The organism is Agreia sp. Leaf335 (assembly GCF_001423605.1).
Classification (GTDB): Bacteria; Actinomycetota; Actinomycetes; order Actinomycetales; family Microbacteriaceae; genus Agreia.
This window is the reverse complement of record NZ_LMOQ01000002.1, coordinates 360727-375151: the sequence shown is the minus strand read 5'-3', so window position 1 is coordinate 375151 and position 14425 is coordinate 360727. Positions and strand designations below refer to the sequence as shown.

Below are 14425 nucleotides of genomic sequence, written 5' to 3'. Positions count from 1 at the left end.
CCTACTCCCGGTCCGCACGACCGCACCGATCCCGGCCAGGGATCGTTATTCGGCATCGTCGTCCACAGAGGGAGCACGGACGGCGGGGCCCACACTCCACAGGAGGAGCATGTCTCGATCCGGCGGACGCCGATCATCCAAGAGCGTCGACAACACCGGCCTCATCCCGATCCTCGCGCGCAAGGTGCGCGAGGTCGAAGCGGCTGCGCAGCGCGGAAAGGTGGCGCCGTCGAACCGCACCAAGTTCCTCGTCGTGGCCCTACTGGCGAGGGAGGAACGCATCTCGGTTCGCAACAACCCCGAACTCTCCGACGCCGACCGCGCGGAGCAGATCAAACGCCTCGACGGTATCGGATCGATTCTCGCCAAGACGGCGGCGCGCGACACGTCGCTGATCACGCTCCTCGAGAACGACGCGCCCATCTCGCCCGTCGCACAGAAGCTGCGGCGCCAGTACCTCGAAGAAGCCGGTATCGACGTACCCGAGGAGGTCGTCGAAGCTCCCAAGCAGACCACCATGCTTCCTCCCGAGCTCGCTGAGCGGCAGGTCATTCCGCAGTCGGTCAAGGCACGCCAGCTGGCCAACCCGTTCCTCGCCCCCGATTTCTCTTCCGCCTCGACACAGAAGCACTCGTCGCACGGCAGGCTCTCGAACTGGGAGCTGCTCGGACCCCTCTTCCGCGCCTTCGAATACGGTGCGGGCGGACAGGTCGCGAGCATGGACCTTCCCGAGGCACCCCGGATCGACAGGCTCTCGCCCCCCGGGCAAGAACTCATGCGTCACCAGGCCCGATTCGTGGCGAGCGTGGCCCAGGGCCACCGTTCCTTCCTCCTCGCCGACGAACCCGGTCTCGGAAAGACGGCCCAATCTCTGCTCGCCGCATCCGTCGCGGACGCCTACCCGCTGCTCGCGGTCGTGCCGAACGTCGTGAAGATGAACTGGGCACGTGAGGTAGAACTGTGGACTCCCCACCGTCGTGCAACGGTCATCCACGGCGACGGAGCGGGTCTCGACGCCTTCGCCGATGTCGTGATCGTGAACTACGAGGTGCTCGACAGGCACCTGGCCTGGCTGAGCACACTCGGGTTCCGCGGCATGGTGGTCGACGAGGCGCACTTCATCAAGAACCTGTCGTCGCAGCGGTCGAAGCACGTGCTCGCCCTGGCCGAGCGCATCCGGTCGCAGGCGCCGGGAGGAAGCCCTCTGATGATGGCTCTCACGGGAACGCCGCTGATCAATGACATCGACGACTTCCGTGCCATCTGGCAGCTCCTGGGGTGGATCGACGGAACCAAGCCCACGCCGGAGCTCATGGAGAAGCTCGAGGAGACCGGGCTCACTCCCGCCGACTTCGGATTCTTCTCCGAGGCACGCGAGGCGGTCATCGACATGGGAATCGTGCGTCGCCGCAAACTCGACGTGGCCGCCGACCTGCCGGCCAAGAGGATCGTCGACCTTCCCGTCGAGCTCGACGACGATCTGGGGCGCTCGATCCGCGAGGCGGAGGCCGAGTTGGGTCGCCGGCTCGTCACGCGCTACACGCGGCTGCTCGCCGCCCGCACGAAGTCCGATCCGGATGCCGAGGTCTCGACAGAGAACCTGATGCGCGCGGTCGCACGTCAGGAGGTCGAGGAGTCGAAGGCACAGGGCGGAAGCGGAGACAACGTCTTCACCATGGTTCGCCTCATCGGTCAGGCCAAAGCGTCGCTCGCAGCCGACTACACGGCCCAGCTCGCCCGATCGGTGGGCAAGGTCGTGTTCTTCGCCAAGCACATCGACGTCATGGACCAGGCGGAGGAGGCCTTCGCGAAGGCCGGGTTGCAGACGGTCTCCATCCGCGGCGATCAGTCTGCGCTGCACCGGCAGAAGGAGATCGATGCGTTCAACAACGATCCTGCGGTGTCCGTCGCTGTCTGTTCGCTGACCGCCGCCGGAGTCGGGCTCAATCTCCAGGCCGCATCAAACGTGGTGCTCGCCGAATTGTCATGGACGGCTGCCGAGCAGACGCAGGCGATCGACCGCGTGCACCGCATCGGCCAGGAGGAACCGGTGACGGCCTGGCGGATCGTGGCCGCGCAGACGATCGACGCGAAGATCGCCGAGCTCATCGACAGCAAACAGGGCCTCGCGGCCCGTGCACTCGACGGCAGCGACGAAGAGGTGTCGTCGGGGGACAGCGTTCAGTTGGATGCTCTCGTGCACCTTCTCGAGCAGGCGCTGGACGCCTAGGTCGACGGTCCGCGCCTGCTCGATTCTCTGGGTACGTGCGGATCAGACCAGCTCGGGCACTCTCTCTGCCGCTGGCGGGGGAGGCGGCGGCGTACCGTCACCGAATGGACGCCCGCCCAGGATCTCGCGACCTGACGGTTCGAGCCAGCCCGTCGCATCCGGACCCACCGGCACGATCTGGGTGGGATTCAGATCGGTGTGCACGATGTAGTAGTGCTGTTTGATCTGCTCGAAATCGATGGTGTCGCCGAACCCGGGCGTCTGGAACAGGTCGCGCGCGTAAGCCCAGAGGACGGGCATCTCGGTGAGCTTCTGCCGGTTCGTCTTGAAGTGCCCGTGGTACACGGCGTCGAAGCGCACGAGCGTGGTGAACAGCCGGATGTCGGCCTCGGTGATCGTGTCGCCCACGAGGTACCGTCTCGTGCTCAGTCGCTCGGTGAGCCAGTCGAGCCGGTCGAAGAGCGTGCGATACGCGCGCTCGTACGATTTCTGCGACCCGGCGAAACCGCAGCGGTAGACGCCGTTGTTCACGTCGGAGAAGACCACCGAGTTGATCTCGTCGATCTCGGCTCTGAGGTGCTCCGGGTAGAGCTGCGGTGCGCCCTCACGATGAAAGGCAGTCCACTCCAGGGCGAAATCGATGGTGATCTGCGGGTAGTCGTTCGTGACGACCTGGCCGCTCGAGACCTCGACGAGCGCGGGAACGGTGATGCCGCGCGGGTAGTCGGGAAAACGAGCCAGGAACGCATCCTGCAGACGGGGGATCCGCAGCACGGGGTCGAGACCGTCGGGATCGAGATCGAAACTCCAGCTGCGCTTGTCGTGCACGGGGCCCGCGATGCCGAGAGAGATGGCGTTCTCGAGACCGAGGAGTCTGCGCGAGATGACGGCGCGATTGGCCCAGGGGCAGCCGCGGGCCACGATCAGCCTGTAGCGGTCGGACTCGACCGGCCACAGCAGACGGCCCTCGGCGTCGCGGCCCGATTCCGTCGTGAACGCCGTGATGCGATCATCGATGTAATTGGTGTCTCGGGTGAATTCGGAGCCGGCTGTCACGTAGGAGCCGGCGGTGCTCAGGTCGTCGTTCATGTCTCGTTCACATCCATGTGTCAAGGTTAACCGCCCAAATCCCGGGCGCGTCCAGAAGAGGTGACGATGAAGAAGCCCAGCGTGTCCCAGGCCCTCCGGGCGATGTCGTCGCTGCGTCCTGGCGCGCACCCTCACACACCGTCGGTCGCTACGGTCGAGATCGCTCCCTCGGCCCGGCACAGCAGCACGGTCGACAACGCCGTCTACGCCGACGGTCGTCGGGTTCTCTCTCCGACCAGCCTCGAGGACACGCTGTCGGGCTGCGCCCGTTTCACCGACTCGATGGCGTGGATCGGCCTCTACCGACCGAACGAGGCGGAGCTGGCCGCGATCCAGAAGGAATTCGACCTGCACCCCCTCGCCGTCGAGGACGCGATCGGCGCGCATCAGCGCCCCAAGCTCGAGCGCTACGGCGACACCCTCTTCGTGGTGCTCAGAGCGGCCAACTACTCCGATGAGCGAGAAGAGGTCGACTTCGGCGAACTGCATCTCTTCGTCGGGCCCAACTTCGTCGTGTCGGTGCGACACAGCGAGTCGCCCGACCTCGCGGTCGTGCGCCAGCGCATGGAGGCCGAACCCGAGCTCCTCGCGCTCGGGCCCGTGGCGGTGCTCTACGGCATCCTCGACGCTGTCGTCGACCAGTACCTGCCCGTCGTGTCCGGCCTCGAGAACGATATCGACGAGATCGAGGCACAGGTCTTCGCCGGTGACGCCGAAGTATCGAGGCGCATCTACGAGCTCTCGCAGGAGGTGCTCGATTTCCAGCGTGCCACCCTGCCGCTGGTCGGCATGCTCGAGACCCTCCGTGCAGGCTTCGACGCGTTCGAGACCAACCTCGAGCTGCGCCGCGCGCTGCGTGACGTGGCCGACCACACCGCGGTCGTGAACGACCGCATCGAGGGATTCCGCGGCACGCTCCGAGAGATCCTCGCCGTCAACGCGACCCTCGTTGCCCAGCGCCAGAACGAAGACATGAAAGTGCTCGCCGAGGCGAGCAACCGCCAGAACGAGGAGGTGAAGAAGATCTCCGCCTGGGCCGCTATCTTCTTCGCGCCGACGGTGATCGCGGGCATCTACGGTATGAACTTCGATGCCATGCCCGAACTGCACTGGCAATACGGGTACCCCGTCGCCATCGGCGTGATGCTGGTCGCCATGACAGGCCTCTACGTCATGTTCCGGCGCCGGGGCTGGCTCTAGCAACGCAGAGCGTCCGAAGTCGCGGTCGCGCGATATAATAACTGAAGCGAAAACTGGGGCCTCCCCGTACTGCTCGGAAAGGCTTGATATCTACTTGTCCGGAAGCTCTGCCACTCACAACATCGACATCGACGAAGGTGTCGAGGCTTTCACCCCCGAAGAGCTCTTCACAGCAGCTACGGGTGTTCATGGCGCACCTCGCTCGTGGCCCGAGGTACATGGTCGGCCCGACGTCATCGTCAAGAAGGGTCTCGCGACCCTCATCAACACCTCGCTGACGCCGCACCAGGCCCTCGTCGAGGATCTGCTCTTCATTCGCGACGCGTTCATCGCGGGTGGCATCGATTTCGTTCTCGTGCGCGGCAACGACGAACGCCCTGTGCTCGTGGTCGACGCACCCTTGCGCCGACGGGTCGAGAAAGCTCTCGCCGTCGGCTGCGCCGACGAGCCGTTCTATTCGCGTACGGTCGGTGGTCGACGACGACCCCCCGTCCTGCTCGGCGACGGCCTGCTGTCAGAGAAGCGCTCAGCGATGATCTTCCGGTTGTTCCGGCCGAGGCTCGAGCCCCTGGGCGGTCTCAGCTACGGGTCTTCGACCGGTATCGAATTGCAGTTCTGGAGTATCGAGGGCGACCACTACGTGTGTCCGGTCGAGAACTCGCTCACCCGACGCGAGCTACCACTGGTCGAGGCCATTCCTGCGACGGTCGAGCTGTACGGCCGCAGCTGGGACACCTTCCAGGGCATGTTCGAACCGCATGCCACCGATGTCACTTTCGATATCGACCTGGTCTTCTCGTGGGTCGACGGCAACGACATCGAATACCAGAAGGCCCGAGCCGCTCGCATGGAGGGCGTCGTCGTCGGCGAGGGAGACGAGGCCGACGCCCGCTACCGCCAGGTCGACGAGTTGAAGTACGCCCTCAGGTCGGTGTACCTCTTCGCACCATGGGTGCGAAACATCTTCATCGCTACCGATTCGCCGCGTCCCGCCTGGCTCGACGAGCACCCCCGAGTGCAGCTGATGCGAAGCGAACAGTTCTTCGCCGACTCGTCGGTGCTGCCCACGCACAACTCGCAGGCCGTCGAGAGCCAATTGCACAACATCCCGGGCCTCAGCGAGCACTTCCTCTACTCGAACGACGACATGTTCTTCGGTCGCCCCGTTCCGCCGTCGATGTTCTTCTCCTCCGGCGGCGTGACCAAGTTCATCGAGGCCACGACGCGCATCGGTCTGGGCTTTAGCGATCCCAGCCGCAGCGGATTCGAGAACTCGGCCAGGGTGAACCGCGACCTGCTTCTGAAGAAGTTCGGTCACGTCATCACGCGCCACCTCGAGCACACGCCAGCTCCGCTGCGAAAAAGCGTCATCGAACTCCTCGAGTCGGACTTTCCCGAGGAGTTCCGGCGCACAGCGGCCAGCCGATTCCGTTCTAAGTCGGACATCTCGGTCACCAACTCGCTGTACCACTACTACGCTCTGCTCGAGGGCCGTGCCGTCACGCAGGAAGACGCGAAGGTGCTCTATGTGGACACCACGCTCAAGAGTGGCCTCGGCCGCCTTCCGGCTCTGCTTCGTCGGCGCCAGTTCGACCTGTTCTGTCTCAACGACGGCAGTTTTCCCGAGGTGCCCGCCGATGAGCGTGCCGAGCTGATGGTCGACTTCCTCGAGAAGTACTTCCCGATCCCAGCGCCGTGGGAGAAGACGTCTAGCTGAGGCGCCGACGCCTGACGCACCGGCACCTCGCGCACCCGAACCGGAGGCACCGACACCGGAGCTGACGGCTGACCGGTCAGGACGAGATCGTGGCTTCCTGAGGCAGGAGCTGGGGCACGGTCAAGACGGGGTCGATAGGAATCGCTCTCGGTTCGGCCGGGCGGATGACGACGTTCTCTCGTTCGAGGATGCGCGCCGTCTCGTCGGCGGAGGTGTACGACGTCGTGCTGTACGTGCCGATCGGAACGACGGTATGCAGGATCGTGTTCTCGTAGACATGCACGAGGTTGAATCCCTGGGCGCCGTCCCGTGCTCGCGTTCCGCCCACGGGCACGTTGAGGTCTTGCGTGTAGCACGTGGCCGAGGCGACAGACACGGGGATTCCGGCGAAGGTGGCCGTGCTGGAGTAATGCAGGTGCCCGGCGAGGATGGAACGCACGTCGGTGCCCTCGAGCACTTCAGCCAACGCCGACTGGTCTCTGAGCTCGACGAGCACCGCGAGGTCGAGAACGCTCGGAACGGGCGGATGGTGCAGCGCCAGGATCGTGCCGTGCGGAGCGGGGGAGGAGAGCTCCTCGGCGAGCCAGTCGAGCTGCTCGGGCGTGATCTCGCCGTGGTGCGAGCCGGGCACACTCGAGTCGAGCGCGATGACGCGTAGCCCGTTGACATCGTGGACCCGGTCGACGGGCTTCATCGAGGGAAGCTGGCCGAGCAGTCCCGCGCGGAACGACGCCCTGTTGTCGTGGTTTCCCATCACCCAGATGAGTTGGGCACCGAGGCGTGCGGCGACGGGTTCGACCATGGCACGCAACTTCTCGTAGGCCCGGGGATCGCCCTTGTCGGCGAGATCTCCCGTGAAGACGATCGCCTCTGGCCTCGCCTTCGAGCTCTCGAGCTCGGCGAGCAGCTGCGCAAGATGGGCCTCCGCATCGACGGCCCCGTAGAGAAGACCGTCATCACCGATGAAGTGGGTGTCACTCAGATGCAGGATGAAGTGATCTGGGCGTGGGTACTCGGCGGTTCTGACAGGCATGTCAACCTCGGGTGTGATGCCGGAGGCTCGGGCGACCTCCGTGCGTGTGCCCCTAATTAACCATGTCTCGTTGAATGACGGGTAAACGGCGCGCAGATTCCTAGGTATTTTTGATGAGCGGGGCGGCCGCGAGGCCGAGGCGGTCGAGCACCCAGGCGTACTCCTGGGCTATCTCCTTCCACCGTTCATAGCGGCCGCTCACACCGCCGTGTCCGGCCGTCATCTCGGTCAGCAGCAGCACCGGGGCGCCGACCTGTCTCAGCCGGGCCGTCCACTTGGCGGGCTCGACGTACAGCACGCGTGTGTCGTTGAGGCTGGTCACCGCGAGTATCGGCGGATAGCTGATGTCGTCACGCACGTTCTCGTACGGTGAGTACGACTTCATGTACGAATACACCTCCGCGTCGTGCAGCGGGTCGCCCCATTCATCCCATTCGATCACCGTGAGCGGCAGATCCGGGTCGAGGATCGAGGTGAGAGCGTCGACGAACGGAACCTGCGCGAGGATGCCGGCGAAACGATCGGGCGCGATGTTCGCGACCGCACCCATGAGCAGTCCGCCCGCGCTTCCGCCCTGGGCGACCATGAGGCCCGGCGTCGTTCTGCCGGAACCGATGAGCTCGTCGGCAGCGGCGACGAAGTCGGTGAAGGTGTTCTTCTTCGTCAGCGTCTTTCCCTGCTCGTACCAGGCCCGGCCCAGCTCTCCACCGCCACGTACATGGGCGATGGCGAAGACGACGCCGCGGTCGAGGAGCGAGATCCGGGGAACCGAGAAGCCCGGATCGATGCTCGCCTCATACGAGCCGTATCCATACAGGAGTGTCGGACGGGGAACCGACGGATCGGAGGTTGTGCGACTGACGAGGGAGAGGGGAATGCGCGCGCCGTCGTCTACCGTCGCCCAGATTCGCTCCTGCTTATAGTCGTCGGGATCGTAGTCGCCTTGTACGACCTGCCGCTTCAGGAGTGTCATCGTTCCGTCTGCGACCGAGAAGTCGTAGACAGTCGAGGGCGTGATGAACGACGTGTAGCCCAGCCGCACCGTCTGCTGGGTCCATTCGGGGTTGCCGCCTGTGCCGACCTGGAAGAGGGGCTCGTCGAACGGGATCTCCTCGATGGGGCCGTACGGCTCGGATCCGTCGCTGAGCCTGATCACGGCGATCCGGGTGAGGCCGTCGCGGCGGTATTCGAGAGTGAGATGGTCGGCGAATGCGTCGACCTCCTCGATGCGACGCCCCGGGCTGGCCGGCACGAGCGTGCGCCAGGCGGTCTCATCGAGGGGCCGATCGGCCGGCACATCGATGACCTGGAAGTCTTCGGCGCCATGGTTGTTCACGATGAGCAGCCGGTCTTCACCCGCTACGACGGCGTGTTCGACCTGATACTCCACTCCCTCTCTCCGCGGCCAGACGACGATGAACTCGCCCTCGAGATCACGGGTATCGAGAATGCGGACCTCGCTCGTGATCTTCGAACCGATATCGAGCACGAGGAATCGTCCGCTCCGGGTGAGTCCCACGCCGACCCAGAAACGTTCGTCGGGTTCGGTGAAGACGACGAGGTCGTCGGATGCGTCGGTGCCGACCGCGTGACGCCAGATCGTATCGGGGCGCCAGGCGTCGTCGACGGTCGGGTAGAAGACGACGCTCGCGTCGGGCGAGAAGGTCGCACCGGGGAAGGTGTTCGGCACCACGTCTGCTCGATTGAGTCCGGTCTCGAGGTCCCTGATGTAGAGGGTGTACCGCTCATCGCCGGTGGTATCGATCGAGTACGCCAGAAGTCGCCCATCCGTCGAGACGTCGAAGCTGCCGAGCGAGTAGAAGTCGGTGCCCTCGGCCTCGACGTTGTCATCGAGCAGGACCTCTTCTCTGACGTCGCCCGAGGCGATGTCGGGAGGGGTCCAGTCCTCGTCGTCTGCGATGGGGATCCTGCAGTGGATCCCGTATTGCTGACCCTCGACCGTTCGGGAGTAATACCAGTACCGTCCGTGGCGCACAGGCACGGATAGGTCGGTCTCCAGTGTGCGGGATTTGATCTCGTCGAAGATCGACTGCCTCAGGCCTGCGAGGTGTTCTGTCGACGACCGGGTGAACGCGTTCTCCTCGTCGAGGTAGGCACGAACGGCGGGGTCGTCCTTGTCTCGCAGCCACTCGAAGTCGTCGACGACGGTGTCGCCGTGGTGCGTTCGCGTCGTAGGACGGCGCTCCGCCCGCGGAGCATCGGGCAGCTGCGTCACGACAGAGCGACCAGTCGGGAGATAGCGGTCACAGGGATGGGAAGCCATGCGGGCCGGTTGCGCGCCTCGTAGATCGATTCATAGAGCGCCTTGTCGATCTCGAAGGCGTCGAGAAGAACACGGAAGTGCTCGATGTCGACCCCGGCGCGCTCGGAGTAGCCCTCGAGGAATGCGGTGCGTGACGCCGATGCCCAGCTCTGAGCCGACTCGCCCGGGTGAGCCTGCTCGTATGATCCCGAGACATAGTCGAACGACCTGAGCATGCCCGCCACATCGCGCAGCGTGAGATCCGGTTGAGATCTCTCGGCCAGAGGTCGGAGCGGCTCGCCCTCGAAGTCGAGGAGGACCCACCCGCGGTCGGGAACGGCGACGACCTGACCGAGGTGATAGTCGCCGTGGATGCGCTGGAGCCTCGGCCACTCGGCGGATTCTGCTCCCGCGATGATGGAGTCGACGGCCGATTCGTAGACCCCGAGTTCCGGCACCTCGGCGACCGCGGCGCCGAGTCGTCGGCGCATGCTCGCCGCCACCTGTGCCCTCTCGTCTGCTGTTGCGGCCACCGTGGGCAGGATGTCTGCCAGGACTGCGTGCACCTCGGCGGTTGCAGCCCCGAGGCTCCGCGCGCGGTCGCTGAAATCCTCGCCCTGTTCGACCGCGTCGAGGGCGACACGCCACGCGTCTCGCACGCCAGGCAGGAACCGCTGGGCGAAGGCGAGATGTCCGCTGTCGACGGGCGATCCAGGCGAAGCGTCAGCCCGCCAGACACCCGACACGTAGCCGACGGACGGCGGAACCAGCGTGCAGCCGGCCTCGGCGAGCGCGGACTGGACGATGATGTCCGGGTTCTCGCCGTGGTGAAGCGTACGGAACACCTTGCAGATGACGGGCAGCGACGGCTCGCCCGATGCATCGACCGTGTCGAAGATGATCGACGTGTTCGACTGCTCGCCGCGGAGGACGTGCGCCCGGGCGAACGTCGAATGCGACGCCGTCGGATGCCGATGGCCGGCCGCCGTGGCGCCCGACGACCGCTGGGTCTCGCCGCTCACCCCGCCATCGAGCATGAATGCGAGGAGGGCTGCGCAGTAGTCCGGATCGTGCGGCGCGTCGTAGACCCAGAGCGTCGCCGGAGACCCGTCGACGTCGCCCTCGACCGTGCCGACGAGGGTCGACTCCGCGGCCTCTGCTCTGGGCGCCGAACGGTAGGCGAGCGGAACCTGGTAGAGCGTGGATGCCGCGCCCGAGCCGTCGCGAAGCAGGTGGGTGACGAAGGCGGTGCCATCGAGTGCAGGCGCAAGGACCCACTCTCCGACGAGCACGAGCTCTGCGCTCTCTGCCGAGCTTTGATACCACCGCTGGCGGGCGACCCAGCCGGGGAGAGCGTTCGGACGGAGATCAGGACGGACTACACCAGCGGTCATTCTTTGACCCTACCCCGGGCGCATGAACTCACCGAGGGGGTTGCCGCACGCAGGTTTAGGCTCGTTGCATGACGAACGCACCGACTCACCTCCTCGCCGATGGCAACACCGTCCCCGCCGTGGGGCTGGGAACCTACCCGTTGAAGGGCGCTGACGCGGTGTCTGCCGTGAGTTCGGCCCTGACCACGGGATACAGACTGATCGACAGCGCTGTGAACTACGGCAATGAAGACGCGGTGGGCGAAGCGGTGCGAAACTCCGACGTGCCACGCGACGAGATCGTGGTCACGACGAAGCTCCCCGGGCGCGCCCACGGCTACGAGAGCACCCTCACGTCATTTCAGGAGTCTCTCGACAGACTGGGACTCGATCGAATCGACCTGTACCTGATCCACTGGCCGAACCCGGGCGACGACCGCTACGTCGACAGCTGGCGAGCCATGGTGCAGCTGCACGAACAGGGACTGGCGCGGTCGATCGGCGTGTCGAACTTCACCGAGGAGTACCTCACCCGCCTGCAGTCCGAGACAGGAGTACTGCCCACGGTGAACCAGGTCGAACTCCACCCCTACTTCCCTCAGCTCGCCCTCCGCGAGTTCCACGAGGTGCACAACATCCGCACCGAGTCGTGGAGTCCCCTGGGCAAGGGGTCAGACGTTCTGACGTCGCCCGTGATCGTCGAAGCCGCGCGTGCACACGAGGTGACAGAGGCCCAGGTCGTGCTTCGCTGGCACGTTCAACTGGGCAGTGTGCCGCTTCCGAAGTCTGCCGATCCTGTGCGTCAGGCGCAGAACCTCGATCTGTTCGGCTTCGAGCTCTCCTCCGCTGAAATGGAGGCCATCACCCTCCTGGGCCGGCCCGATGGCCGACTGTTCGGAGCGGATCCCGTCACGCACAACGAACAGTGACGATCGACGAACGCTGACTACCGACGACCAGTCACCGTCAGTCGCGCGGCCTGATGAGCTTCTCGACGATGCGGCGCGCCTCGTCGCCTGAGCTGCCCGACGACATGGCGAAGACGTGATTCGCTCCGGGGAAGGTGACGAGCTCGAAGTCGAGCCCCGCGGTCGTCGCCTCGGCCTCGAGCCTGAGCGTGTCCGGATACAGGATGTCATCGGTGCCGACCAGGACCGTCGTCGGGGCCAGTCCGGCCAATGATCCGTTGACGGGGCTGAGCCGGTAGCCTTCCGGGTCGTCGCCGTGCGCCCAGGCCAGGCCGTTCGGGATGAGCGCCTTGCGGTCGAGCAGCACATCTCTGCGGTCGACGGCGGGGATGTCGGGATTCGTCAGGGTCAGATCCAACCAGGGCGAGAGCAGCACGATGCGGTCGGGCTGGGGGAGGCCCTGCTCGACGAGGCTCTGGGCGAACCCGAGAGCAAACCCGCCTCCGGCGGAGCCGCCCATCAGGACGATCGGCGAATCGGGATGCGATGCACGCAGCTCGAGGTAGACATCCAGCATCTGCGCGTACGCCACCTGGTAGCCGTGTTCGGGCGCGAGGGCATAGATCGGCATCGTGATCGTGGCGTCGGCGTTTCGGAGAATCTTGTCGAAGAAGGGCGCGTGAAGAGCCGAGGCCTCGTGCACGTACGACCCGCCGTGGATGAACAGCACCTGCGTGTCGGTCGACGCGGATGCACTGGAGAAGATCTCCGATGTCACACCGCCGACGAGAGCCTGCGCAGCGGGTTCCGCACCGGATGCGGCGGCGACGCGGTCGGGGACGGCGGGGTCGGACGACTGCTGACAGCCGAAGAGCGCGAGCGATGCGAGCAGAATTCCGCAGACAAGGGCGGGCGGGCGGCGCATGGGCGGGTGAAGTCCATCTGCTCGGGACCCGCCGGAGAAGTTGACCGTGCGGAGCGAAGAATGCGATCATCGAGGTGCCCGTGAACAGGGCAACCCTAGACACCCTAATAGTGTGTGAACTCATCGCGAAGTGAAGCGGTGAAATTCCCCTGCGCGAACGTGTGTGCACCTCTAGAGAGAGTCGCTGGTGGATCTCACCCTCATCGTTGTCCTGGTCATCGTTCTGGCCCTCTTCTTCGACTTCACGAACGGTTTTCACGACACCGCCAACGCGATGGCGACACCGATCGCGACGGGCGCTCTGAAGCCTCGGATGGCCGTGGGACTCGCGGCTGTTCTCAACCTGGTCGGCGCTTTCCTCAGCACCGAGGTGGCGCGTACGATCTCGGGCGGTCTGATCAGAGAGGGCGACGGAGGAATCCAGATCACGCCGGAGATGATCTTCGCCGGCCTGATCGGAGCCGTCTGCTGGAACATGGTGACGTGGCTCTTCGGCCTACCGTCGAGCTCGTCTCACGCACTCTTCGGCGGACTGATCGGCGCGGCGATCGTCGGTGCCGGCATCGGAAGCGTGGACTTCACCGTCCTCGTCTCGAAAGTCGTGCTTCCCGCCCTCGTCGCGCCTATCGTCGCCGGACTCGTGGCCTTCGTCGCCACGCGCCTCGCCTACGCCATCACCCGCGATCCTGCGACGGGTCGCGGACTGGGCCGCGGCAACTTCAGGTATGCGCAGATCTTCTCGTCGTCGCTCGTGGCCCTCGCGCACGGCACGAACGACGCCCAGAAGACCATGGGAGTGATCACCCTGACGCTGATCGCGACGGGCGCCCAGGCCGTGGGCACCGGGCCGGAATTCTGGGTCATCGCGGCGTGCGCCCTCGCCATCGCGCTGGGAACCTACACCGGCGGCTGGCGCATCATCAAGACGATGGGAACGGGTCTCACGGACATCAAGCCGGCCCAGGGCTTCGCAGCAGAGACGAGTACGGCGGCGACGATCCTCGCGTCGAGCCACCTGGGTTTCGCGCTGTCGACGACTCAGGTCGCATCGGGGTCTGTGATCGGGTCGGGCCTCGGGCGCAAGGGCGCATCCGTGCGCTGGCGTACCGCCGGTCGAATCGGAGTCGGATGGCTCCTGACCCTTCCGGCCGCCGCTGCCGTTGGTGCGGCGGCGGCGCTCCTCGCCACCATCGGCCCGGTCGGCATCGTGATCGACGCGGTGCTCGGTCTCGCGGTGATCGTCGCCATCTTCGTCATCTCGTCGCGCGACAAGGTCACGAGCGGAACCGTCGTCAGCGAGGTCGACGCGGCCGTCGGTGCCGTGCGCACGCCGAAGGCCACCCGCAAGAACCGCAAGAAGAAGAGGCAGGCAGCGGAATGATCGACTGGGCGGCATTCGCCATCGTTGCAGCGGCGGCACTCGTGTCGGCATCCGTCGTGGTCAGCCTCTTCGCCTTCGGACTGAGGCTGCTGAATGTGGGTCGCGGCCTCGACGCCGACGATTCGCCCGGCACGATCGAGACCACACCGTCGGGCTCCGTCTCCGTCGTGAACGCTCGAGCGGGCGGACGACCTCGATGGGCGAGCGTCGCGGCCATCGCCTGCTTCGTGCTGTGCAGTGGCGCCGTGCTCTTCGGCATCTACCTGATCGTGCCGTTCTTCCACGCGTCCTGAGACAGGTGGGGCT

The 14425-nt window shown here is 65.6% G+C and carries 11 protein-coding genes; 6 read left to right on the top strand and 5 right to left on the bottom strand.

The window, feature by feature from the left end:
* Positions 1–109: 109 nt before the first annotated feature.
* A complete protein-coding gene (locus ASF79_RS07820; protein WP_055853572.1) occupies positions 110–2230 on the top strand; it encodes a DEAD/DEAH box helicase in 2121 nt (706 codons plus the stop codon).
* Between the two features lie 42 nt (positions 2231–2272).
* Here the strand turns inward: ASF79_RS07820 and ASF79_RS07815 are convergent, their stop codons facing one another.
* Positions 2273–3319, bottom strand: coding sequence for a glutathione S-transferase family protein (locus ASF79_RS07815; RefSeq protein ID WP_055853570.1), 1047 nt, complete (start codon positions 3317–3319; stop codon positions 2273–2275).
* 66 nt (positions 3320–3385) lie between these two features.
* On the opposite strand from ASF79_RS07815, the gene ASF79_RS07810 reads away from it, so the two are divergent.
* Positions 3386–4519 (top strand): magnesium and cobalt transport protein CorA, encoded by a 1134-nt coding sequence (locus ASF79_RS07810; RefSeq protein WP_055780932.1) that lies wholly within the window; start codon positions 3386–3388, stop codon positions 4517–4519.
* A 94-nt stretch (positions 4520–4613) separates the two neighbouring features.
* Positions 4614–6236: a stealth family protein gene (locus tag ASF79_RS07805; protein WP_055853568.1), complete on the top strand. Its 1623-nt coding sequence runs from the start codon at positions 4614–4616 to the stop codon at positions 6234–6236.
* Between the two features lie 76 nt (positions 6237–6312).
* Here ASF79_RS07805 and ASF79_RS07800 read toward each other — a convergent pair whose 3' ends face one another.
* The 3 genes from ASF79_RS07800 to ASF79_RS07790 all read right to left on the bottom strand — a co-directional run bounded on the left by ASF79_RS07800 (position 6313) and on the right by ASF79_RS07790 (position 10926).
* A complete protein-coding gene (locus tag ASF79_RS07800) occupies positions 6313–7269 on the bottom strand; it encodes a phosphodiesterase (protein ID WP_055853566.1) in 957 nt (318 codons plus the stop codon).
* A gap of 100 nt (positions 7270–7369) precedes the next feature.
* Positions 7370–9553, bottom strand: coding sequence for a S9 family peptidase (locus ASF79_RS07795; protein WP_082495755.1), 2184 nt, complete (start codon positions 9551–9553; stop codon positions 7370–7372).
* Positions 9502–10926 (bottom strand): maltokinase N-terminal cap-like domain-containing protein, encoded by a 1425-nt coding sequence (locus ASF79_RS07790; protein ID WP_082495810.1) that lies wholly within the window; start codon positions 10924–10926, stop codon positions 9502–9504. Before ASF79_RS07790 ends, ASF79_RS07795 begins: the two co-directional genes overlap by 52 nt.
* Before the next feature lie 68 nt (positions 10927–10994).
* On the opposite strand from ASF79_RS07790, the gene ASF79_RS07785 reads away from it, so the two are divergent.
* Positions 10995–11834, top strand: a complete 840-nt coding sequence (locus ASF79_RS07785; protein ID WP_055853562.1) for an aldo/keto reductase — start codon at positions 10995–10997, stop codon at positions 11832–11834.
* Between the two features lie 37 nt (positions 11835–11871).
* Here ASF79_RS07785 and ASF79_RS07780 read toward each other — a convergent pair whose 3' ends face one another.
* Entirely contained in the window at positions 11872–12738 is an 867-nt protein-coding gene (locus ASF79_RS07780) for an alpha/beta hydrolase (protein WP_055853560.1), read from the bottom strand.
* 187 nt (positions 12739–12925) lie between these two features.
* Between ASF79_RS07780 and ASF79_RS07775 the strand changes: the two genes are divergently transcribed.
* Entirely contained in the window at positions 12926–14119 is a 1194-nt protein-coding gene (locus tag ASF79_RS07775; RefSeq protein WP_055780952.1) for an inorganic phosphate transporter, read from the top strand.
* Complete coding sequence (locus ASF79_RS07770) at positions 14116–14412, top strand: hypothetical protein (protein ID WP_055780955.1); 297 nt, start codon at positions 14116–14118, stop codon at positions 14410–14412. Before ASF79_RS07775 ends, ASF79_RS07770 begins: the two co-directional genes overlap by 4 nt.
* Positions 14413–14425: the final 13 nt, after the last annotated feature.